Annotated in this window: 21 protein-coding genes; 2 read left to right on the top strand and 19 right to left on the bottom strand. The window is 54.9% G+C overall.

Annotated features, from left to right (window positions below):
- Window positions 1–4 precede the first annotated feature (4 nt).
- The gene (locus tag MCM46_15385; GenBank protein ID MCG3113197.1) at window positions 5–709 is read left to right on the top strand and encodes a TrkA family potassium uptake protein; all 705 of its coding nucleotides are present in this window, start codon (window positions 5–7) and stop codon (window positions 707–709) included.
- An 18-nt stretch (window positions 710–727) separates the two neighbouring features.
- Here the strand turns inward: MCM46_15385 and MCM46_15380 are convergent, their stop codons facing one another.
- From MCM46_15380 to MCM46_15290, 19 genes are all read right to left on the bottom strand, one after another.
- Entirely contained in the window at window positions 728–1630 is a 903-nt protein-coding gene (locus MCM46_15380) for a mechanosensitive ion channel (protein MCG3113196.1), read from the bottom strand.
- Between the two features lie 12 nt (window positions 1631–1642).
- The gene (locus MCM46_15375) at window positions 1643–3421 is read right to left on the bottom strand and encodes an SLC13 family permease (GenBank protein MCG3113195.1); all 1779 of its coding nucleotides are present in this window, start codon (window positions 3419–3421) and stop codon (window positions 1643–1645) included.
- 261 nt (window positions 3422–3682) lie between these two features.
- A complete protein-coding gene (locus tag MCM46_15370) occupies window positions 3683–4606 on the bottom strand; it encodes a c-type cytochrome (protein ID MCG3113194.1) in 924 nt (307 codons plus the stop codon).
- 162 nt (window positions 4607–4768) lie between these two features.
- Window positions 4769–5629, bottom strand: a complete 861-nt coding sequence (locus tag MCM46_15365; GenBank protein MCG3113193.1) for a cytochrome B6 — start codon at window positions 5627–5629, stop codon at window positions 4769–4771.
- A 77-nt stretch (window positions 5630–5706) separates the two neighbouring features.
- A complete protein-coding gene (locus tag MCM46_15360; protein ID MCG3113192.1) occupies window positions 5707–6477 on the bottom strand; it encodes a cytochrome b N-terminal domain-containing protein in 771 nt (256 codons plus the stop codon).
- Between the two features lie 57 nt (window positions 6478–6534).
- Entirely contained in the window at window positions 6535–7113 is a 579-nt protein-coding gene (locus tag MCM46_15355) for a ubiquinol-cytochrome c reductase iron-sulfur subunit (protein ID MCG3113191.1), read from the bottom strand.
- A 68-nt stretch (window positions 7114–7181) separates the two neighbouring features.
- The gene (locus MCM46_15350) at window positions 7182–7667 is read right to left on the bottom strand and encodes a carboxypeptidase-like regulatory domain-containing protein (protein ID MCG3113190.1); all 486 of its coding nucleotides are present in this window, start codon (window positions 7665–7667) and stop codon (window positions 7182–7184) included.
- Window positions 7668–8006: 339 nt separating this feature from the next.
- The gene (locus MCM46_15345) at window positions 8007–8822 is read right to left on the bottom strand and encodes a c-type cytochrome (GenBank protein ID MCG3113189.1); all 816 of its coding nucleotides are present in this window, start codon (window positions 8820–8822) and stop codon (window positions 8007–8009) included.
- A 31-nt stretch (window positions 8823–8853) separates the two neighbouring features.
- On the bottom strand, window positions 8854–10431 hold the full coding sequence (locus tag MCM46_15340; protein MCG3113188.1) for a c-type cytochrome: 1578 nt from the start codon (window positions 10429–10431) through the stop codon (window positions 8854–8856).
- Between the two features lie 22 nt (window positions 10432–10453).
- Window positions 10454–11197: a c-type cytochrome gene (locus MCM46_15335; GenBank protein ID MCG3113187.1), complete on the bottom strand. Its 744-nt coding sequence runs from the start codon at window positions 11195–11197 to the stop codon at window positions 10454–10456.
- Between the two features lie 40 nt (window positions 11198–11237).
- Window positions 11238–11681 carry a cytochrome c gene (locus tag MCM46_15330; GenBank protein MCG3113186.1) on the bottom strand — a complete coding sequence of 148 codons (444 nt, stop codon included), beginning with the start codon at window positions 11679–11681 and terminating at the stop codon, window positions 11238–11240.
- A gap of 12 nt (window positions 11682–11693) precedes the next feature.
- Complete coding sequence (locus tag MCM46_15325; protein MCG3113185.1) at window positions 11694–14096, bottom strand: cytochrome ubiquinol oxidase subunit I; 2403 nt, start codon at window positions 14094–14096, stop codon at window positions 11694–11696.
- A 114-nt stretch (window positions 14097–14210) separates the two neighbouring features.
- On the bottom strand, window positions 14211–14435 hold the full coding sequence (locus MCM46_15320) for a hypothetical protein (GenBank protein ID MCG3113184.1): 225 nt from the start codon (window positions 14433–14435) through the stop codon (window positions 14211–14213).
- A gap of 145 nt (window positions 14436–14580) precedes the next feature.
- On the bottom strand, window positions 14581–16110 hold the full coding sequence (locus MCM46_15315) for a Na(+)/H(+) antiporter subunit D (protein MCG3113183.1): 1530 nt from the start codon (window positions 16108–16110) through the stop codon (window positions 14581–14583).
- A gap of 106 nt (window positions 16111–16216) precedes the next feature.
- Entirely contained in the window at window positions 16217–17764 is a 1548-nt protein-coding gene (locus MCM46_15310; GenBank protein ID MCG3113182.1) for a monovalent cation/H+ antiporter subunit D family protein, read from the bottom strand.
- A gap of 112 nt (window positions 17765–17876) precedes the next feature.
- Window positions 17877–18377 carry a cytochrome c gene (locus MCM46_15305; protein ID MCG3113181.1) on the bottom strand — a complete coding sequence of 167 codons (501 nt, stop codon included), beginning with the start codon at window positions 18375–18377 and terminating at the stop codon, window positions 17877–17879.
- Between the two features lie 104 nt (window positions 18378–18481).
- The gene (locus tag MCM46_15300) at window positions 18482–19579 is read right to left on the bottom strand and encodes a c-type cytochrome (GenBank protein ID MCG3113180.1); all 1098 of its coding nucleotides are present in this window, start codon (window positions 19577–19579) and stop codon (window positions 18482–18484) included.
- Between the two features lie 1136 nt (window positions 19580–20715).
- Window positions 20716–21030, bottom strand: a complete 315-nt coding sequence (locus MCM46_15295; protein MCG3113179.1) for a co-chaperone GroES — start codon at window positions 21028–21030, stop codon at window positions 20716–20718.
- Between the two features lie 104 nt (window positions 21031–21134).
- Window positions 21135–21698 carry a DUF488 domain-containing protein gene (locus MCM46_15290; GenBank protein MCG3113178.1) on the bottom strand — a complete coding sequence of 188 codons (564 nt, stop codon included), beginning with the start codon at window positions 21696–21698 and terminating at the stop codon, window positions 21135–21137.
- Between the two features lie 190 nt (window positions 21699–21888).
- On the opposite strand from MCM46_15290, the gene MCM46_15285 reads away from it, so the two are divergent.
- On the top strand, window positions 21889–22644 hold the full coding sequence (locus MCM46_15285) for a class I SAM-dependent methyltransferase (GenBank protein ID MCG3113177.1): 756 nt from the start codon (window positions 21889–21891) through the stop codon (window positions 22642–22644).
- Window positions 22645–22729: the final 85 nt, after the last annotated feature.

Below are 22729 nucleotides of genomic sequence, written 5' to 3'. Positions count from 1 at the left end.
ACATATGAAACGATTCTTGGTGATCGGGTTGGGCCGCTTCGGGAGAAGCATCGCGGAAACGCTCGCCTCCCAGGGAGAGGAAATTATCGCCGTGGATGCCAGCATGGCGCGGGTGGAAGAGATCAAAGACCGGGTTCCGCACGCGGTCCAGCTCGACGGCACCGATCCCGATGCGCTCAGGTCGATCGGCTGCGATCGGGTTGATGTGGGAATTGTCGCCATCGGGGAGAATTTCGAGGCGAGCGTGATCACCACGGCAATCCTGAAGGAGATGGGGCTCAAAGAGATCATCGTCCGGGCATATACCGATCGCGAAAAAAAAATTCTCTCGCTGATCGGCGCCACCCGGGTTATTTTCGTCGAAGATGAGATGGGACGCCGCATGGCCAAAGCGATCTTGGGAGAGGGGATCCGCGACTATATCGAGCTCTCCCCGAATTATTCGATCGTTCACTGGGACGCCCCCGAGGCGCTCGCCGGAAAACCGCTGGCCGACCTGAACTTGACCGAATCGTGGCGACTGAATCTTCTGGCGGTCAAGAAAAAAGAAGAAGGCCTCTCGCAGAAAATCGGCTTACGGAAGGAGCCTGAGCGGCTGGAGCTTTACCCTTCTCCGGACTATCGGATCGAGAAAGGGGATGTCCTGATTCTGGTGGGGAAACATCGGGACCTGATGCGGTTTACAACCGAGCAGAAAAGCGCGACATGAGTCGGCCCCGCCCAAAACTCAGCGGGGGGGGAGCGTTTCGGAGCCATCTCCTTTCGCCTCGGCACCCCCGTCTCGAATGTGAATATCCCGCTGGGGAAAAGGAATCTCGATCCCCTCCTCTCTGAATTTCTTGATGATCGCGTAATTGAGCTCGCTTCGGAGCACCCCCGGCCGGGAAGTGTATCGCTGGCTCCAGACGCGGAGAACGAAATTCAAAGCGCTATCGCCGAATCCATCCAAAAGCACGTCCGGCTCCGGTTCTCCGAGGACCCCCGGATGGGCCTCCGCCACCTCCATGAGAAGCGCCCGAACCCGCTCCGGATCGGAGCGGTAGGAAACCCGCACCGGAATACTGAACCGGACTTTTCTGTCGGTGTAGCTCCAGTTGGTCACCGTCGAAGAGATGAACTCCGAGTTGGGAACGATCATGGCGATATTGTCGTTCGTGACGACCGTGGTGGCGCGGGGGGAGATATTGATCACATCCCCGACGACGTTATTGACCTCGATCCGGTCTCCGACCTTGATCGGACGCCCGAAGAGAATAATGATCCCGCTGACGAAGTTGTTCGTGATACTCTGCAACCCCAGCCCGACGCCGATGCCGAGCGCCCCCGCGAGAATCGTCAGGGCGCTCAGATTGATCCCCGCCGACTGCAGGATGGCCAAGAAGCCGATCCCGACCACGATATATCGGATGATCGTTCCGGTCGCCTGCCGGATGCCGATGTCGACGTTGCTTCTTGAAAGAAGCTGATCGACCACCCACCGCTTGAGCTTTCCGGAGAGGTAAAAGAGCAATGCCAGGAGCGCCACGATATAGAGAAGCGACCAGAGGGTAAAGAGGGTCCCGCCGAGCGTGAAAATCGGGAAGTTGATCACGCTTCTGAACCGTTCCAAAAAATCTTGTAAAACGTTCATCTCACGGCTCCTCTAAAATGGCCAGAATTGCGGAATAAAGTAGACGGCTAACAATAAGAAGAGAAGATTCAAAGGGGTCCCCACTCGGAGAAAATCGGAGAACTGATATTGGCCCGGCCCGTAGATGAGGGTATTGGTCTGATAGCCGACCGGGGTCATGAAGCTGAGGGACGCCGCATAGGTGACCGCCATCAGAAAGGGCCGGGCGCTGACGCCGAGCGATTCCGCCGTGACGATCGCAATCGGGGCGAGCAGCGCCGCCGTCGCGGTGTTCGACATCACGTTGGTCAAGAGGGTCGTCAGAAGAAAAAGGGTGAAGAGAATCGCCGTCGGTCCAAGCAGGCCGACGCCGGAGATGAGGAATTGGGAGAGGAACCGCGCCGCGCCGGTCTTTTCGAGCGCGGTGCCGAGGGTGAGGACCCCCGCCAAGAGAAAGATGACCTTCAAATCGATCGCCTCATAGGCCTCTTCAAGGGTGAGACATCCGATCAAGATCAGCAACACCGATCCGACAATCGCGCCGACCACGATCGGCAGCAGGTTGAAGGCGGCGGCCAGGACGACCCCGGAGACGACCGCCAGCGCCGGGACGATCTTTTCCTTCCGAAATTCCGGCAGCCCGACCTCGGAGACGAAGACAAACGCCGGGTGCTGCTTCAACTGATCGAGACGATCGCGCCGGGCTTCGATCAGGAGGGCATCCCCCGCCCGAAGCGGGGTCGTTTCCAAATGCTCGTGCATCACCTCGCCGCGATGCCGGATCGCCAGGGCCGTGGCGTTGAACCGATGACGAAACCGCACCCGTTTGAGGGACTTCCCTTCCAAAACGGAATTCGGCGCGATGACCGCCTCCACCAATACCGTCTGGGCCGACTCCAGATCCTCGTCCCGCCATTTTATTCCCGGTTTGAGGAGAATTCCCTCCCGTTCCTGGAGCTGCCGGATCTTTTCGACGTTGCATCGAACCCGTAAGAGGTCGTCTGCCTGAAAAACGATCTCGGGCGACGGCAGGAGAAGACGCCGCCCTCCCCGGAGGACCTCCAGGACATCGACATCGAGGTCCCGGACCAGATGCGAATCTCTCAACCGTTGTCCGACCGACGTCGCCTGCGGAAGCAGAACGATTTCGGTCAGGTACTCTCCCATCCCGAACGTGTGCGTCAGATCCCCCCCTCCCCTCCGATTCGGAATCAACCGGACGCCGATGAGGATCATATACGCCATTCCGGCGCCGAAAATAACCAAACCGAAGGAAGAAAATTCGAACATCCGCAGAGGAGGCTGTCCGTATCGCTCGGCGATCGAATTGACTAGGATGTTGGTTGACGTTCCGATGAGGGTGCACACCCCTCCGAACATCGACGCGAAAGAAAGAGGCATCAGAAGCTTGGAGGGGTTCACCTTGGCGTCGCGCGCGACGCCGAGGACGATCGGCATGAAGATGGCGACCGCCGCCGTATTGTTCACGAACGCGGAGATCACCCCCACGCCGGCCATCATGGTGATCAAGGCGATCCAGAAGTTCCGCTTGCCGATTTTCGCCAGCGCGGCGCCGATAAAGTTGAGCGCCCCCGTTTTAAAAAGACCGGCGCTCAGAATAAACATCGCCCCGACGGTTACGGTTGCCGTGTTGCTGAAGCCGGAAATCCCCTCCTCCGGCGTGATGATCCCGCTCAAAAGAAGGGTCGCCATGAGGATCAAGGCGACCATGTCGACCGGAAACCGCTCGGTCACGAAGAGAATGACGGCCGAGACAACCAGCAAAAGAACGATGATGACTTCAATCGTCATGACACCTCTGAAGGGAAAGACCCAAATAAACGCTCATGCGCCGGAGCGAAAACAAGAAGGAATGTATCAGTATATGAATCCCGCCGGAAAATTACAATCCCGAAACGGCCTAGAGAGGGCGAGGATATTCATACCGTTGGGGTCGAATGTTCAATGATCACAAAGGAGAGAGACAGCGCTTCCGGTACGAGGAGACGTCGGACAGGAAAAAAGAAAAAGCCCCTGGTTCTGAAAAAAACCAGGGGCTACTGAAAACAATCCTTATTGGCGATACTGAAGGAACTCTTCGTGCCCATCCACTTTGGGGAGGTACTCCCTCGGAATCCGCTCCACCTTCGGATCCCTCAGCGACAGGGTGAACACGGTCAGGGCGGTCGCCTCCTCATCGGTCAGCCCCCAATTCGGCATGATCGTCGGGGGGGTTCGATCTTTCGGGTTGGGCGCGTCCATCGTTCCAGGCACGATTTTCTGCGGGTCCTTGAAGTGCTCGAACTCCCACACCCGGGTGAGATGATCTTCCGATTCGATTCTTGAGAAATCGTGGACCAGATAGAAAGCGAGCTCCGTCTTGCTCCCCATCGATGAGAGGTCGGGCGCGAGACTCGCGTTGCTCCCCAACTGACTGATCGCGTGGCAGGCGACGCATCCGAGATCCTGTGCCAGCTGCTTCCCGGCCATCAGGGTCTTCACTTCAGGCCAATAGACCTCGGGACTGTAGAGTTCATAATGGCACTTCGTGCAGGCGGTCTGAATATAGGGGGTGGTGAGAAGCTGCCGATCGAGGTGTTTGACGACCCCGTGCGTCTTCTTGACCGTCACCGCCTGACCGTCTCCTTCATGGCAGATCGTACACCCGAACTTTTCAAACGAGTGTTTCGAGATGTAGCCCTCATTGGCGAAGTGGGGATGGGTTTTATAAGGCTGCGGCTCATTTTCAAAGGCCGGATTGTCGATTCCGCCGTGGCAGGTGGTGCAGCGATCGGCCCGGTCCAGGCTCTTATTCCAAACCTGCTTCACTTTCAACGGGGTGCCGGCGACCTTTGGATCGTTCACTACCTGGGCCAGCTTTTTGTAGTATTCAGCCTGATATATTTTCCATTCCGGGTTCTGCTCGCGATAGGCAAACATCCCTAACAGGAAAAGAACCAAAACACTGAAGACCGCGAATAAAGCGTGCTTTACCATAAATCGATCGATCCCTTCCTATTTTTTCTGCTTTTCTTTCTTGAAAGCGTTTTCAAGCCAGAGGGTGATTCCGAGGAAGAACCCCATGAGGAGCAGGGTCCCGACCGTGATGAAAACTCCAATACCCAATCGATCGTCCATCGTTCTCTCTCCAAATTGCTTCTAAATTTTAAACCAGGGGGTCACCAATACATATTTGATGTTGGCGAGCAATCTCAGGTAGATTTTCAGCGGCACGCCGAGCATCGAAAGGAAAAGGAACATCATCAAATTGTACCGGACAAATCCCAATGAATTGTAAAACTTTCTCATCAAGAGAAAAGGAACGCTGAATCCGACCGCATAATATCCGAGGAAGAGCGCCCAGGTGATCAAGTTGGCGATCGTGACGCCGTAACGGCCGAGTGTCACAAGGGGGGTTGCGCTCAGTCCAAGCATATTCTGAAGAATGACCTCCAGATCGACAAGGCCCCCTGTGACCGGTTTGTGCGCCTTCCAGTTGTCCCAGGGCCAATACCACGACCAATCAAGCCCCCGGAACCAGACGCCGATCACGATCAAGATGTACCAAAGCGCCAGCCCGAAACAGAAACCTAATACGGCGAATTTCCTCTCGGAGAAGGTGTAATAACCCTTCCCTTTCGGATTGGGATCAATATAGGGGAGCAACACCAACCCGACGATGATCAAGGAGGGGAGAACCACCCCGGCCAGCCAGGGGTCGAAATAGACCAGAAGCTCCTGCAGGCCGAGAAAATACCAGGGGGCCTTTGTCGGGTTCGGCGTGGTATCGGCGCTCGCCAGCTCTTCCAACGGCGCAGGCGAAACCAGGGAGAGAAACAGAAGAACCGCGGTTGCGAAGAGCATCGAGATCAACTCGATGTAAACCAGATTCGGCCAGACGAGGACGTGATCTTCCGGCCCCATCTTGTCGGCCGCCGACTTTTTGATTAAAGCGGCCAGCCCGCCCGAATTGCCGTCCCGCTTCGGAATGGTTCCGAGCGTTGTTTCCTTTTCAGCCATGTTTCTTCCTCAGTGAAAATAGGGGGTAGGGTGTGGGGTGTAGGGTATCGCTAGCCCCTACCACCTACACCCTGTTCTTACAACGGTCCTGAAAATCCGTCTTTCCGGATTCTCCAAAAATGAACGGCCATAAAGAGGGCCATCACCAACGGCAGCCCGAGGCAATGAAGGACGTAGAACCGGAGGAGCGCGCTCTGCCCCACAACCGTCCCTCCCAGCAGGACGAATGCAACGTCGTTGTTGATCGTCATTCCGAGCTCCGGACCGAACGGCCCCGCATTTCCGACAAGCGGTGTTGCTTCGGCCATCTTGCTCCCGACGGTGACCGCCCAGAGGGCCAGCTGATCCCAAGGAAGAAGATAGCCGGTCCAGCTCATCACCAGCGTTACCACCAACAAGATCACCCCGACGACCCAGTTGAATTCTCGGGGGGGCTTATACGATCCGGTCAGAAAGACCCGGGTCATATGCATCCAGACGGAGAAGACCATCGCATGCGCCGACCAGCGGTGAAGGGCGCGAAAGAGGCTTCCAAAATAGATCACCGTTCCCAAGTCTTTGATGTCGTTATAGGCCCGCCGGGTGTCGGGAACGTAGTAGAACATAAGGAAGACGCCGGTGATGGCGAGCATGACGAAGAAGAAGAAGGTCAGCCCTCCGAGGCACCAGGTAAATTTAATCTTCAATGCGCCGCGGCGGACGCGAACCGGATGGAGGTGGAGGATGACGTTGCTGAACATCACCAGCGCCCGGTTGGCGTCGGTGTTCGGGTAACCGTGACGGAAGATCGACTTCCAGACCTGCGTCTGCGTCACGTTCTCCCGGATCTGATCGAGTAACTTATTCATTCCGAATGGCTCTCCTTCTCTACTCTTGTCCGACCTGTCGGACAGGTCAGACTTCCGCTACACCTCTAAGAAAAACGGGGGAACTTCCCGGCTCTTCTGATCGACCATCAATCCTTCCTCGGTCCCTTTTGGATCGGGATCCTGGCGTTGCGTAAAATTGACGACGATCTGGCCGTCGACCGGATCGAGTGATATCGCCGCCCGCCAGAGGGTGCGGGGGGCCGGACCGCCGACCACATTCCCCGCCACGTCATAAATACTTCCATGGCAAGGACATCGGAACTTTTTTTGGTCGTCGAACCAGTTGGGGGTGCATCCGAGATGACGGCAAATCGCCACCATGACGTACATTCCCCGCTCGTTCCGGACCACCCAGATCTGGCGCTCTTTCTTCAGCTTGTTGTCGACGCCGATTCCGTAATCTTCCGGCTTTCCGATTTTGAAAACCGTGGGGGGCTCATAAAGGACGTTTGGAAACATGTACCGAAGGGCGCCGACGCCGCTTCCTCCGAGCGCAGCGGCAAACCCGCCCCAGCCGATCCCCAGGCCCATGAGGGTGAAAAACCGCCTCCGGGTCACATCCGTCTGCTGCTGTTGCGGATTCTGCGGACTTTCTTTCTTGCCACCGGGATTCATATGGAACCTCCTCCGCACCGCTTTGAAGCGGTGGTGTGTTTCTTCAATGTGAATCTAAACGGAAGACCTCACTTCTTTTTCTTGCTTTTGCGCGGGGCCTCTTTTTTCTTCTTTTTCCGAAAGAGACCGAAATAAAGAACCGCCGCCAGAAGACCGAACCCGCCCGTCCAATAAATCCAGTCAAAAGGGGAAGACTTCCCGGGCGCCCCGAAGTCGACGTTCCCCCCCCGGTGCGTCACCTTGTCGCCCGCTTTGAACGCGACGGCGACCTTCTTGACCTCGGTTCCCGCCGTGACGGTGATCTCATCTCCGAGATCTTCGTCGTGGAGGTGAAAGAGGGTTTCGTAATAACCGAGGCCGTTTGTCTTAACCTTAAACTTCTGCCCGCTTTTATGCTCTAAGAGCACATCGACGCCCTTCAGGGCGTTTCCTTCCGCGTCCCGAACGTAACCGGAGACAATATATCGATGGTCGACTTCGTGCGTTGCAAACGCAGGCTTGGGCGTAATCGTTACGAGGGAAAGAATGAAAATAAGGAAGATCGCCAATTGCATTCCGTCAGGATAATTTCCCCGAAGAGACGCTTCGGGGGAGCTAAGTCGCCGTATCATAAATCAGCGAAATAAATATGTCAATCATCCAGACGCGCTCTCTTCCCTTCTCATCCAAATGGACCTCTTTATTGACCTCCATCGAGGACCCGGTAAAGCATTCTTTTCCAGGTCTGCGCTTCCCCCCGTGGGTCAAAGGGGAGCGCGATGTAAATTTTCTCCCGCCGCGATCGCCTCCCGAGTCCGGGGAGACTTTTTTAAGGACGGCTCTTCACTGTGTAGAACTCAGGACTCCTGAGCCGCCGCCGCGGCGGGGAGAAACCGTTTCACCTCTGTTCGCCGTCAGGACCGTTGCTGCGAGGGATCGCCGCCCGATCGATGCGGCTCCGCTTTTTGAACGTCGTCCGACGATCCTTTCAACGTGCTCAAATAAATGGTCACGGCCAAGGCCTCTTCATCCGATAGATCCAGATTCGGCATCCGGGTATGCGGCTTGAACGACAGCGGATTCCGGACCCATCGATAAATAAATTGGGGCTGCAACATAAAACCGACACGGCTTAAATCGGGACCGAGTTCCCCCCCCTTCCCGTCGATCTGATGACAGGCGACACATCCGCGATCGGCAAAGACCTCTTTCCCCTGATCGATCATTCCTTGACGCCCGTCGTCATCGGCAACCTTCTCTTCGAAAAGGGAAATAAACTCCGCCTCCTGGACCGGGGGTGTCCGAGGCTTGGCCGTTTGGTACGGCTTCTCCTTATCAAAGATGACAGGCGGGCCGTCGTAGGAATGAAGGGTCCGGATGTAGGCGACGACGGACCAAATCTCTTCTTCTGAAAAATGCTTTCCCCAGGTCGGCATCCCCGGGGAGAGATCGACGCCGTAGCCTCCCAGTTCTATCACTTCGTAAATTTCTTCATTCGTCAGCTTTGCCATGTACTCTTCGGCCCCGTCGGTCAGGTCGCGCGCATGCGGGTCGAGATTTTTAGCGTTATATCCATCTCCCTGTCCGCCCTCTCCATGACAAGGGGTGCAATATCGGCTGAAAACCTTCCTTCCCTTGGCGACATGTTTATCTTCGAACAAGAATGAAAACGCAAGTCCTCCGATAACCAGAATGATGGCCGGAATCAGCACAAATTGCAGCTTCTTCATTACCTAGATTCCTTTCCAACAGAGAGAAAGATCATTTCTGCTTCCCATTTCCATTCCCGTTCCGGTAACTCCGGGCGATCCACCACTCCACACCGACAACGACCAAGAGAAAGAGGGTCGGATAGATGAAGCGGTCATTCGACGCGGGGACTTCAAGATAAAGGGAATACCAGGCCGATAACGATCGCATCGCGTCCCGCTCTCCATTCGAGCCGTCCCAGGCGGTAAATGCGATCGGGTAAAAAATGCCCGGCTGGATCTGCAAGTCGGTTTCTTTATCTTCGGTGACGAGGGGTCGCTTGAACACGGCCTTGTATTGGCCCTGCTTATACGTCCCCTTTCCCTTAAATTGCCAATTGACCTCCGCCTGCGGCGTGATCCGAAGCCCGACCCGGACCTCTGTCCCGTTCGCATTGAATTCGTCGACGGCATTGGTTCTTCCATTCCAGCGCGCAACGTAGACGGAGTTGTTGATATCTCCCATAATGAAATACGGTTTTTGGGTCCCCGGCAACAATTTCGTCGGGAACTGAACGGCGATGGCGTCGTCGAAGACTTCCGGAACCGTTTCTCCCGCGGCGGGGGTCGCGACACTCTTCGTCGGATCATCCCAGATGACAAGAAGGGCGATATCCTTCTCGTTGTACATCGCCTTCACCGTGACCATATCGACGGTCGGGGTAAACATCCTCGGATCGATTGTGACCTGGCCGACGAGCGGGAAACTGTGCCGCTCCAGGTCGTTCCAACGGGGATCGTCCGGATCGTCGGCAACATCCCCTTCGATCGGTTTCGCCATCACGGCGACGTTCCAATCGGGCACCCCCGGATACTGGGAAAGCGAATTGACGTAATTGGCGATATGCCAGCTCTTTTCATTGTCGAGTTTGTCGGCAAAAGAGGGCATCGGCGTTCCCATCAGACCGGTGTTGACCCGCATATAGATATTCTCCCGTGCCCCCCCTCCACGGAAGATCCAGCCCTTCGTCAGATTTCGCGGCTGAACGTGACGCCCCAAGTTGTCCTTCAGCGACGGGGCAAGGGGTCCATTTCCCCGCCCCTCCTCGCCATGGCACATGAAGCAAGCGAGCTCTTTGAAGAGCGCCTTCCCTTTCTCGATGCTCTCCGGCGAAGATTTGACTTCGGGGCCGATCGTGATCGGCTTGGGAGCCGCGTCCTTGAACTGCGGCGCGAAGGTTTTGATATACTGGACGACCGAGCGGATTTGATTCTCTTTCATGATGCTTTTCCAGGCCGGCATTCCGGTCCCTGGAAGACCGTTGGTCACCACTTTGATCAGGTCTTCATCGGTCGGGACGCTCCCGTGAGGGGTCGATTTATACTTGAAAAGACCCTTCGTGAAGTCTCTCGGCACCGGCTTGAACCGCAATGCAGCCGGGCCGTCTCCGGCCCCTTCCGCGCCGTGGCAGCCGAGACACCGCTTGATGTAGACTTCCTTTCCAAGCTCCACGCTGACGACACCTTTGTCTTTGTCGCCCGCCTTTTTCGCTTCGGGAGCGGCCCCCTCGTCGGCCCAGACGGGAAAAACAGCGGCCCCGAAAATAAAAGTCAGAGTCAGTCCGTATCGTCCGATCGCTCTTCTTAACATTGGATTCCTCATCAAGACCGATCTACTCCCAGCTTCTCGGCACAAATCCGGTGTAATCAGAGAGGAAAAGGATTACCTTCCACCGCTCCTCATCGGTCAGCATGTCTTCCCATTTCGGCATCGCCGAGCTCCAGGGGGTCGATTCCTGCGGAAGACTGATCCCTCCGGTGCTGATTCTCCAAAAAAGAAACGACTCTTGAAGCATCGGAAGAACCCCGGGGTCCTGGAAATTGGCCGGCCTGGGGTTGAATCCATGCGCATAAATTCCGTCGCCGTCGAGCAAGTCGCCATGGCAGAAGATGCAGTTTTTATAATAAATCTCTTTCCCATCCGCGACGCTTTTCCGGAGCGTTTCTTTGTCTTCGACGTTGAAGGGATTATACAAACCGGTAAACTCCACCGGAGGAGCCGGATGAATCACGCGCGGATCGAGCGGCGGCTGAATCTCTTTGTTGAACTTCTGATACGAGCCGAACCAGACAACCAGCGGCATGGCGACCAGGAGCGCATATCGCCCCCCCTTGGCCACCCCCCCCTCCACACCCCCCCCCAAAAAGGTATAAATCGGGTTGACGATCACCTCTTTGATATCGAAAAAGAGGGTAAGGTACATAATCGCCCCCGCCAAGGCCATCGCCATATACATAAAAATGACGCTAAACGGGAGGGGAGGTTGAACGATAAATCGCAAGAAGAGATAAAATAGAGCCAAGGAGAGGGCCACTCTGAGCCCGGGAGGCATCCCCTTCTTTTTTATTTTTTCCATCGCAGCGACCTCACCTGCTGACCGAGTCAGCTTTTTTATCCTATCTTTTCAGTTCCACCGGGCTGACCGTGATCTTTCCCCCCCGGCTCTGAACGAAGGCAACCACCGTCAACAACTCCGGCTCCGTTAAACCGATCGGCGGCTGATTGACCGCCGGCATCCGCGCCGGATATTTTTTCGGCTCTGCGGGATCGAAATCGAGCCGGATATATTTATCCGGCTCCGTCAGCGTCTCGTAGATAAACTCCCGCGTGAGACGCTCCCCCGCTCCCTCTAAATCGGGACACTTCCCCCGGCCATCTCCTCCGAGGGTGTGACAGAGGGCGCATTGCCCTTTCCCAAAAAAAACTTTCTGTCCGATCTCAACCAGATCCCGATCGCTTAAAACGGTGCCGAACTCAAGTTTCTCGTCGGCCTTGGAACCGCAACCTGCCGCCAACGCCAAGGCTAAAAAACAAAGACCGAATCCCCGCCTGATCTGCAACTGAGTTTCTTCTTAAGATCCCTTGTGTCCAATTTCCCGCCGGCTTTCCAGCCGCTCCGGGGCGGGCGATTCCCCTTCCGCCGGCTCGGCCACCGGGGCAGGCTGATCGAGGGCGATCAACTCGGCCGGTTCGACGGTAACCTTTCCTCCGAGGCTTTGAACGAAGGCGATCACCGTCAGCAGCTCCTGATCGGTCAGATCGATCGGCGGCCGATTGATCACAGGCATCTGCGCCGGAAACTTTTTAGGCTCCACCTGCTCGAAGTCGAGCTTCACGTAGGCGTCCGGCTTCGTCAGCGTCTCGAAGATAAACTCCCGCGTCAGACGGGCCCCCGCGTTCTGGAGCGTCGGACAACGTCCTCCTTCCGACCCGAGGGTATGGCAGAGGGCGCATTGCCCTTTCCCAAAAAACATGTTCTGCCCGATTCTCGTCAGATCTTTCTCGGTTGAAATTTTTGCCACGTCCAGCTTCTCTTTTGTCGGAGGAAGACCGACGCTCTGTGGAACCATAAAGCCGGCCCAGGTAAACGCCGCCAGAAATCCGACGACAACCCCCACGACCTTCCGGAAATAAGGGGACCGCGCTTCACCGACCGGTTTCGGCGCGCTGAGCTTTTCAGGAAGGCTCACCAGCCATTCGACAAAAGGAGCAACGAAGAAATATTGCGTGCAGAAGCCGTCGTAGCGGATCGTCCGGGTGGTCACCCAGAAGATCGCGGCGACCAGAGAGAAGAAGAGAAGGGTGTTGACCGAAAAAAGAAAGGCGGCGGTCCCCAACGGAGGAGTGTACGCATAGGCGGAGGTATCTTCCACCACCCCATAGACATGCCAATGGACCCGCGACGCGGAACGGGCATAACCCATCAAGCTCATCGTGAGGACCACGGTGATCGCGTTAATCACCAAAGCATATTGAGAGCTGGGCCGCATGATTCCCCAGGTCATTTTTCCGGTCATCTTCGCCCCCCGGAGCATCATGCCGGTCATCGGCGTCACCAGCGCGAGGACGAAGAGAACCGCCAACACCTGGGCGACGGAGAGAACGTTGACGCGGTAAATCGCCGGAACAAAGTAGCCGTAGATGCCGGCCAGGATGACGCCGAGAATCGCGACGGAAAAGAGGAACACCTCAAAGACGCGGGCCGCTTTTCCCCATTTGACGGTGATCTGCTGGTTCGCTCTCCAATAAAGAAGAAAGCTCATGAAGCTGGTCAGGATGATAATGTTGACCACCGTCAGCTTGGCCGACATGACCCCGAAGACCCCCAGGATCGGATGATGGGTCCCCCCCATCGCGCGGGCCTCTTCCATGCTGGCGACCAAGCTATGCGGGGTCATCCAGACCCCCATACAAGCGAGAATGGTGACCAGCATGATGACGATATACGGCTTGTATTTCACCCCGTCTTCCGTCCGGGTAATCAGTCCCTGCCAGAGATAATAATTCGACCCCAGAAAGAGCACCCCGATCAGAAGGGCCTGGAGGATAAAGAGCCAGGAGAGAATTCCCCCCATGAGGGTGATTCCCATCTGCTGGTTATACTCATATACCTCCCGCATCAGCCAGTAGCCGGCAAACGGCAACGGGAGAAGCCCGAAGATCCCGATGAAGTTTCCGACATATCCCATCCAGTCGTAGTGCTCGCGCTCTTCCTTCGTTTTGGCGCCGAGATAGCGAACCCCTGCATACGCGCCGCAGACAAATCCGCCCAAGACCACATTCGCCACGATCCTGTGGATATTCACCGGCCACCAAGTCGGGTTGTTCGCCGCGGCCCAAGCCCGCTCGATCCAGCCCATCCCTTCGTTTAGAACCACCGGGCTGGCCTGGAAAGAAGCCCAGGCGCTCGGCACGATCATGACGAAAAAGCCGACGATGTTGAGGATCAGGCCGACGAACATGTGAAGGGTCTTATACTTCCCCTGCATCGCGTCCCATTTCGCGGCATAGATATAAAGCGCGGCCCCCTCCAGAACAAAGAGAAAAAGATAAAAATAGAAACTGGGGAGAAAAACACTCGTGAGAAAAGTCCAGAGCTTCGGATAGAGGACCCGGAGGGCGAAAAGAAAGATGATCCCCAACGTGGCGGTCATCTCGAAACAGGCGGTGATCAGGATGGTGAACTCTTTGGCGAGGTGATCGTATCGGCGATCCTTCGACACCATGCCGATGACCTCACACAGCCACGCGAAAATCGGCACCCCCAGGACGAATCCTCCGAAGAGGAGGTGCACCTGAGAGAGGATCCAAATGAAATTACGGCTGCTGATCCAGGAAGGATCGCGGTATTCAACCGCGCCGCCGGCCGCGGGAGTTTGGGCGAAGAGGAAGGAAGCCTCCAGGACCAAGAAGAGGACCAGGAAAAGGAGCCACACTGCGAAAATCGGCTTTCGAATCACACTTTTGAAGGTCATGAGAAACCCCCTTTGGATCTCAACGAATCCGGAGACCCGTTATGCGGTTTATCAAATTTCCCGATCACCTGAATGGCGCGCCGTCTCTTCGTCGATAACCCGCAGATTTCCCGTTCAATCATAGTAGTCTTCCGGCTTCATCAGAAAGGCATGCCCCAAAAACTTGGAAACCACGATGATCAGCACCGTCGTGATCAGGCCATAGACGGCACTGAATCCCGGGATGGAATCCCAAATAAATGTGGCATGATCGCCGTGGACAAAGATATCCACGACCGCCAGAAGAACCAACGCGGCGATTAATGGTGTTTTTATTTTTTGAATTTGCTCAGGCTTCACCAAATTGGAGCCTCCAGCGTGAACGGATTGTTTTGTGACCTTCACGGCGACTCCATCGAGCCCCTTTGTGGAGGCGGCCTCTTTTTTCCGGGTAGCGCTTGTTTGATCCGTATGCGGATTCATCGAACAACCTGTCTAAGCCCCTTCATCGCTCAGGGCTTGAGAAAGACTTATTAAGTTTGGCCAGCCAGAGAAAAGCCGCCGCCCCTTTCCGATAAAACCAGTCGATATCGAGGCTGATCGTATTTTCCGAATGAAATTTATGCAAGAAAAAGATAAATCCCAAAGCGGTCGCGCAGAGAATCTGCAACGACTCGACCAGATGCGCGACAGTATAAGGGTGGTACTCCGCCGGGAAGGGCAACAACCGGTAGAACAGACCCGGCAAGATCCCCATGAGAACGCAGAGGAGGGCGGCCAAACCCATCCCGATCAGCATATTCTTGGGAGGATCGGTTGCAGCGATCTTTTTGTCCTCGCCCAAGAAGACCGCATAGGGAAGTTTGAGGGTGGTCGAAAGGAACGTACCGGCCGAGGCGAGCGTAAGAAGCAAGAAGACCCATCCGTGGTGCGCTTCCGCGGCGGCCGACACCACCATCGATTTGCTGACGAATCCCGCCAGCAGCGGAAAGCCGGAGATGGACAAACCGCCGATCATAAACAGCCGGAAGGTCCAAGGCATTGTTCGGTAGAGCCCCCCCAGCTCGGATGCTTTCCGTTTTCCGGTCATGAAAAGGACCGAGCTCATCCCCATTAACAAGAGTCCTTTGTAAACAATATTGGCAATGGCCAGCGCGACGGCGCCATTGCGCGCCAACTCGCTTCCAATCCCGACCCCCACGACCATGTATCCGATCTGGCTTAACATGTGGTAGGCCAGCAATCTTCGGATGTCGTTCTCGAGCATCGCATAGACGACGCCGTAAACGGCCATGACCGCGCCCAGAATGATCAGGATCTCCATTCCGGGAAAGCCGCGGACCAGAGCATAGACCGCCGTCTTCGTGGTGAAGGCGCTCAAGAAAATGATCCCGGTGACGGTCGCTTCCGGATAGGCATCGGCCAACCAAGCATGCAGCGGCGGAACGGCCGCATTCAGAAGAAACCCGATGAGAATCAGCGTCGCCCCCAGACCGGTATGTGGAAGGGCATTAAAAGCGATTCCCCCCCCACCGGCGGCATGGATGACGATCCCCCCGAGCAAGCAGAGTCCGCCAAAGATGTGCATCAGAAGATAGCGGAACCCGGCGGCGCTCGACGCTTTCCCCCCCTTAAACCAGATCAAAAAGACCGACGAGAAGGCCATGATCTCCCAGAAGAGGAAAAGGGTGAAGAGATCGCCGGCAAAGGTCACCCCGAGGGCGCTTCCGGCGTAGAGGAGCGCCGCAATGTGCTCCTTTTCGTCTTTGAGATGAAGCGCATAGGTCATTCCGATAAAGGTCATGAGGGTGAAGATATAACCGAAGATCAAGCTGAGACGGTCAACCCTTCCGAAGATGAGCTGTTGCCCCATGAAGGTCGTCGTGCCGTGATCCCCTTCCGGAGCGATCAGGAGGGAGAGGAAACCGAGTGCGGGAGCGGCGAGAATGATCCCTTGCTTCGCTTTTCCCTTTACAAAAAGGAGCAAAGCCGCAGCGATGAAAAAGAAGGCAGCAGGATGAATCCACCCGGTCATAATCTTCCTCCTGAGTCGTTCTCTCGTTTCATCCGCCGGTTCTCTTCAACGAGCGTAGGAACTGTTATAAGACGCGCACGATCCATTTCCATCGTCACAGGCTCGTTCATCGAATGACCAGTTTGGCCAGATCCAATATCAACTCAGGAAACATCCCCAAGAGCACGGAGAGGAGCGCGCATAAGAACAGGGGAACCACGAGGAAATAAGAAGGCTCCTTGATCGGCCCCTCCGGACGAGAATGCCCCTCATGGCCGCCTGCGGCCGCCGCCCCCAGACTCTGCGGAACGGGGCGAAGCGCCAGCCCTTCCGGAGCTTCCTGCGTTCCTTCAAAAAAGGCTTTGTGGACGATCGGAAGAAAATAAAGCGCATTTAAAAAAGAGCTGAACAATAAGACAAAAAGGAAGCCGACCTCCTTTGCCTCCATGGTGCCGGTCATCAGATACCATTTCGTCAGAAATCCGGCCACCGGAGGGACACCGATCATACTGAGGGTCCCGAGCGCAAAAGCGGCCATGGTCCAGGGCATCTTCCGCCCGATGCCGGCCATCTCGGAAATATTCGTCTTATGGGAAGCGACATAGATCGACCCGGCGCAGAAGAAGAGGGTGATCTTGGCAAAGGCATGGTTTGCAATGTGCATGATTCCGCCGGCCATCCCGCTGGGGGTCAAAAGGGCCGCGCCCAATACCATATAAGAGAGCTGACTGATCGTCGAGTAGGCGAGCCGCGCTTTGAGATTATCCCGTGTCAGCGCCCAGATCGAAGCCGTGATAATCGTGAAAGAAGCCAAGAACCCGGTCATGACCCCCAGGTTCAATTCCTTCATCAATTCCACACCGTAGACATGAAAGATGATCCGGAGGACACAGAACGCTCCCGCGTTCACGACCGCCACCGCGTGAAGCAGCGCGCTAACCGGCGTGGGAGCGATCATCGCCGCGGGGAGCCAGGCGTGAAACGGCATGATCGCCACCTTGCCGAGACCGGCGATGAAAAGGAAATAAGTGATGATCAGAACGGTTTGATTTGCCCCCGCGGGGAAAACGCCGCCCGGCCTGAAATCGAAGGTATTGGTGATGTTGTAGGTCAAAAACATCGCGGTGACAAAGAAGGCCTTTGTGGTCGCCAAAAGATAAAAGAGGTATTTATTCCCGGCGGCATAGGCTTCTTTGGTCCCGCTGTGCGTGACCAAGGGATAGGTAATGAAGGTGATGATTTCGTAGAAGAGAAAAAGGGTAACCATGTTGGCCGAAAAGGCCAGACCCAACGTCGCAAAAAGGGTGACCGCAAAACAGGTGTAGTAGCGGGTTTGGTTATGCTCCCTGAGGGAGCGCATGTAGCCGATCGAGTAAAGGGTGGTTACGATCCAGAGGAAGGAGGCGGTGAGCGCAAAAACAAGACCTAATGCGTCAACCCGAAACGCGATGGAGACTTCCGGCAGAAGGGTGATCAGATTGTAGTGAAGCGTATTTCCCGCGAGGACCGCGGGAATCATGGAAGCGACGATCAGAAATTTCAGGATCGCCGTCACCAGGGAGCATCCCTCCCTTATATTCGGATTCCTGCGGGTTGCGACAATGAGCGCCGCGCCGATCAAAGAAACGGCGACGGCCAACAACGGTTTGATCGATTCAACTTCCATCGTAGTCATCGGATTCCTATCTTAGGAATATCTAAGCGAGGTGATAAACGACCCTGGAAAACATTCCTTTCAAACCGCCAAAACCGGAACCTCTTCCCAGAGAAGCCAGAAATGCTCCCCACTATTTTTCAACGGAAATCTGAATCTCTTTATGTTCGTGCACTTCCGGTTTTGAGCCATGGGACATCGTGTGCTCATAGGCGATGATCTTCCAGATTTCCTCTTCCTTCAGCTTGTCCTTCCATGCCGGCATCTTGGTCTTGGGCACCCCTTCCGAAACCCGCCAAAACCAATAGCTGTCGGAATACTGGTTTATTTTTTTAGGAACACGAAAATCCCGCGCCCCTCTCTGCTTGGGCCGGTCTTTCTTTGGATCAATGCCATGGCACGTTGCGCAACCGTCTTTAACCTCTTCTTTTTTCCCTTTGTACTCAAACTCCAGCATCACCGTTTCGTAGAGCTTCTTCCCTTCCTCGACGATTTTGGGATCGGTCCACCACCCCTTCGGCATATGTTTGTCGGCATATGCTTTCGGAACCGGCTTTAAAGCCTTGTCGTCATCTTCTTCATCCGCACGGGCACCCACTGGCACTAAAATAAAGTGAATGGCGACCAAACTCAAGAGAAAAAACCGAACTCCCTTCATCATCATCGTTTCCCCTTCTTTAAGAGATCCGTAAAGATGCCGCTTGTCTCAAATCAGAAAACCGATCTTTCTCCAAAACTTTAGGAGCGCGGCGCTGCCGCCGTCTCTTTCCCCTTTTCTTGCCGCTTCTCCTGACTATTAAAGCTGTCCAGGGTATGACAAGCAAGACAATTCTTGTCTTTGATTAACTTTTCTCCCCTTTTAATCAACGCCGGGTCGGCGGAAGTTTCTCCGGAAACCTTGGCCGCCTGGGAAACACCGTCACCGAGGCTGTAAATGTAAGCGATCAGGGAACGTATCTCCGAATCGGGAATGCCGAAATTAGGCATGCTGACGTCGGGCCGGATCGCCTGAGGATTCTTCAACCAGAAGAAAACCCATTCCGGCCTGATACGCTCCGCCGTACTCGAAAGATCGGGACCGACCACCCCGCCGACCTCGCCCCCCTTATGACAGGCATCGCAGGCATATTTATCGACGAAGAACCTTCTTCCCTTTTCGATCTCGGCCGGGTCGGACAGGTTCAGCGCCGCCAACGGCCCCTTGGATACGCCGGCGTCCTTCCGAGTCATCAGGAATGCGGTGAGCGCCGACACCTCTTGATCGCTTAATTGAAAATTCGGCATCTTCGATTTGGTCAGAGGGATAAAACCGACCGGCCGAATTTTTTCCGGGTCTTTCAGAAATTTCGAGAGCCACTCCGGATTCAACTTGCTCCCTTCATGTCCCAGGTTGGGAGCAATCGGACGCGCCTGGCCCTGCTTCATATGGCAGATTTGGCAATCGGACCGGTCTCCCCTTCTTACATCCGAGAGCCGCACCCCCTTTTCCGGCTCGGGAGCCTCCTCCGAAAAGGTTCGAATGTATGCGACAAGGTCGCGCATCTGCTCGCCGGAGAGTGTCCTTCCCCAGGGAGGCATCGCAACGGAAAGTTCGACCGACGCCCCCCCCTTATCGATCACTTCATAAATTTCATCATCGGTCAAACCTTGCACTTCATCACTGGTCAGGTCGGCCGGGGTGGGATCGAGGCTATCGGAATTCACCCCATTTCCTTTTGCGGTGACACCATGGCAGACCGCGCAGTAATGATTAAAAATACGTTTGCCTTGCGAAGGATTCGGTTTCGACGGAGTTGAAGCGGAAGGAGACTCTTTCTTTGGAGAAGCCCCCTGCACGGAGAGAGAGGTCGTAAAAAAAAGAAAAAAAAGAAGGCTCGCTAAAATAAAATACCTTTGATTAAACAATCTATCGCCCCTACATTGTTGGAAGAAATGACCAAGCCATCCCCCTAATAGAGACGAACTGCGGGTGAGGGACGGAATTCAGGGAGAAAAACCCTGTTGATCTTTGGTATGGGAAGGGAAAAAATGATGTATCCAATTGCCAGAAAACCAGAACAACGGCGCTCCATCAATTAATGATGTAAAGATGGAGAGACCCTACTGGCCCTTTATCGAATTCAAAATTAAGATTTAATTCAAAATTAAGATTTAAGATGAGAAAAGGCCTCCCCTGAAGCAGTGCTGCCGGCGAAAAAAGCCCCGATATGCGATCCGCTTACATGCACAAGGCCGTGATTTCTTTTAAAGATTCGCTCTTATAGCATACATCGCTAGGCTTGTCAATACTTTTTTGGCTCACATGCGGGCGAAAAAGTCAATTCATTCAATCGTTAACCGCCGCTCTGCGGGAACGATCATTTGTCGGTCGATGAGCGACATGAACAGCTTAATGTGGAGCACTTCCATTTCACTTGAATGCCGATTTCTTTCAAACCGGATCGACGGCCCGTTCGGCATTCAGATTGAGCACCTCGATGGATCGGATCCGTGCAGCTTCTAACCAAGAAGGAGGAGTCGCTCACGCGCCGAACAGGAGCGTCGCGCGAAACCGGAATCATCAGCGGCTCAAGTCATGGCACTTCTTTTGCTTTTTAATTATTCAGATATTTCTATGCACGAGATTAAGCGAACATAAATGACGACCTTGCTTCTACAAGGTCTAGGGCTAGAGAGGGAGGTGAACGATGAGTTATGTTCCATGGATCAACTTTATATTAGGGCTTTGGCTGATCATTTCTCCATTCTTACTTGGGTACAGCGACGTCCGGCCCGCGATGTGGAATCAAATTATTGTCGGTATCCTCGTACTCATCTTTTCAAGCACGCTGGGCGCTTCAATCACAGGCCAGAGAACTTCCTATCGTTCCGGAGAGCAGCGGGGGAGAGCCTAGCAAGGAGATCCGCCCGGGAGAGATCCAAAAAAGAATGGCCGGGATTCCCGGCCATTCTTTTGCACACGTGAAGAAGAGTTAGACCAGATAGCCGAGGACATCCTCCTCTCGGACCAGAACGACCTCTTCTTGATCAACCTGAACCTTCCTCGCGGCGTATTTCTCATACATGATGTGATCGCCCGGCTTCAGGGTGGTCTTGACGAACTTCTTCTCCTTGACCTTTCCCTTTGCTTCCTTTTCCTCGACAAACCGACCGTCCCCCGCGGCGACGACCTTTCCACTTTCAGGCCGCTCCTTCGCCGCGTCGGGAATGAAAATCCCTCCGGCGGTTTGCTCTTCCGGCTCATCCGGCTGCACCACAACCCAGTTTTGCAAAGGTTTTACTCTCATCTCAGTCCCTCCTCATTCTCAAAAGCAGCTCAATACATAATCGATCTCACCTAAAAGATCAAGGTCTTCCAAGAAAGATTTTTATCGCGGTTCATTCGGCAGGCCTAAAACAGTGAAGACTGTCCCTGAGAAGAGGGGTAAAGGATCCTCTTCCCCTCCACTTTGGCAAAAGAGGTGATGTTGTGCGGCTTCACCCCGGTTGATGAGAGGATGTGGCACACTGAAAGACCTCTCACCGAGAGCGCATCGGAGAGAAGCATCCGGTGGCACCGCCACGGGACCGCCTCGGCGCACATCAGTGCGGTTCGCCTCCCCCGCATCTCCGAAAGCAAGGATGCGAGCGCCTTCTCGAAACCCTCCGTTTGCATATAGTCGGCATACCCTCGAAAGCTGGCATTCCGCCACCCACGATTCGGAGAATGGGGATCATTGCTCTTGCGAAGGCCGCCGAGCGCAGGGTGATGACGATATTCCATGCCGTGTTTCGGCAGCAGAGAGGCGAGGTGTTCCTTATTAAAATGGGGAACGCGGCGAGATTTCGGCACCGTCCGAACATCCACCAAGCACGCGATCCGATAATGCGCCAGCAGCGCAAGCCATTCTTCTTCCGTCCGGGTCGAGTGTCCCACGGTATAGATCGTCCCGCGCTCTTGCCGATCGTCATTCATAAAACAACCTGACGCGAACCTCTTAGTTTATAGGTGACCCCCTCATCTTATATCTACTCAAACCCGGATTACAATGTTGTCCCTCTGCGCCGCTTCGGACACCATCACGACAGATCCCCTAAAGGGATCATCCGCATCGCGTCAGAATTTCCGGTTTTCCAAATGAGAGAGATATGCTATATTTAAATCAATGGATGTAAAAGATTGGGACCGGATCGCAAACCGATACGAGCAGGAAATCATCTCTCCTTTTCAAGAAGGGGTCATCAACCCCCTCTTCGACGAGATCCTCGCCCTTCCGAACAAACAAGAACAAGCGGCCGCCGACCTCGGCTGCGGCACCGGCCCGCTTCTTCCCTTTCTGTCGGACCACTTCAAGCAGGTCACCGCGATCGACTTCTCACCGCGGATGATTCAGACGGCCAAGCGGCGCGTCGACGCCAAAAACGTCTCTTTCTGCCGCTCCTCTCTGATCGATCTCTCCCGGTTCTACGGTCAGTTCGACGTCGCCGTCGCGGTCAACTCGATCCTCTTCCCCTCCTCACGAAGCATCGATACGATCCTCTCGGAGATCCATCGGACATTGACGCCGGAAGGGTCCCTGATGGCGATCTTTCCGTCGATGGAGGTGATCCTTTATCAAGGGGCGCTGATCTTCGACCGCGAGATCGAGAAGATCGGGGATGAAGAGAAAGCGCTCTGGGCCACCAAAAAGATTCTGGAGCGCCGGAAGTTCGATTTCATCAGCGGGATCTACGACGATGACGGCCAGCGACAGAAGTTTTTCTACGCCTTCGAGATCAAACACCGCTTGAAGAAAGCCGGCTTCAAAAACATCCGGATCAAGAAGGTCCTCTATCCCTGGGACGGCCAGATCGGCAGCTTCGAGCCCTTCGATGACCAGCCCCGTCTCTGGGATTGGTTCATCACCGCCAAACCCAAATAATTTCCACATTCGTAATTCCTACTTTAATTCCTTTCCTCCGGTTGCAATCCAAGGTCGCTTCTTTTAAAATGGCCTTCAATATGGT

The sequence above is a fragment of the Candidatus Manganitrophus morganii genome (assembly GCA_021651055.1).
In the GTDB taxonomy this organism is placed as follows: Bacteria; Nitrospirota; Nitrospiria; order SBBL01; family Manganitrophaceae; genus Manganitrophus; species Manganitrophus morganii.
The sequence above is the reverse complement of the archived record's forward strand: the minus strand, read 5'-3'. Positions and strand labels throughout refer to the sequence as shown.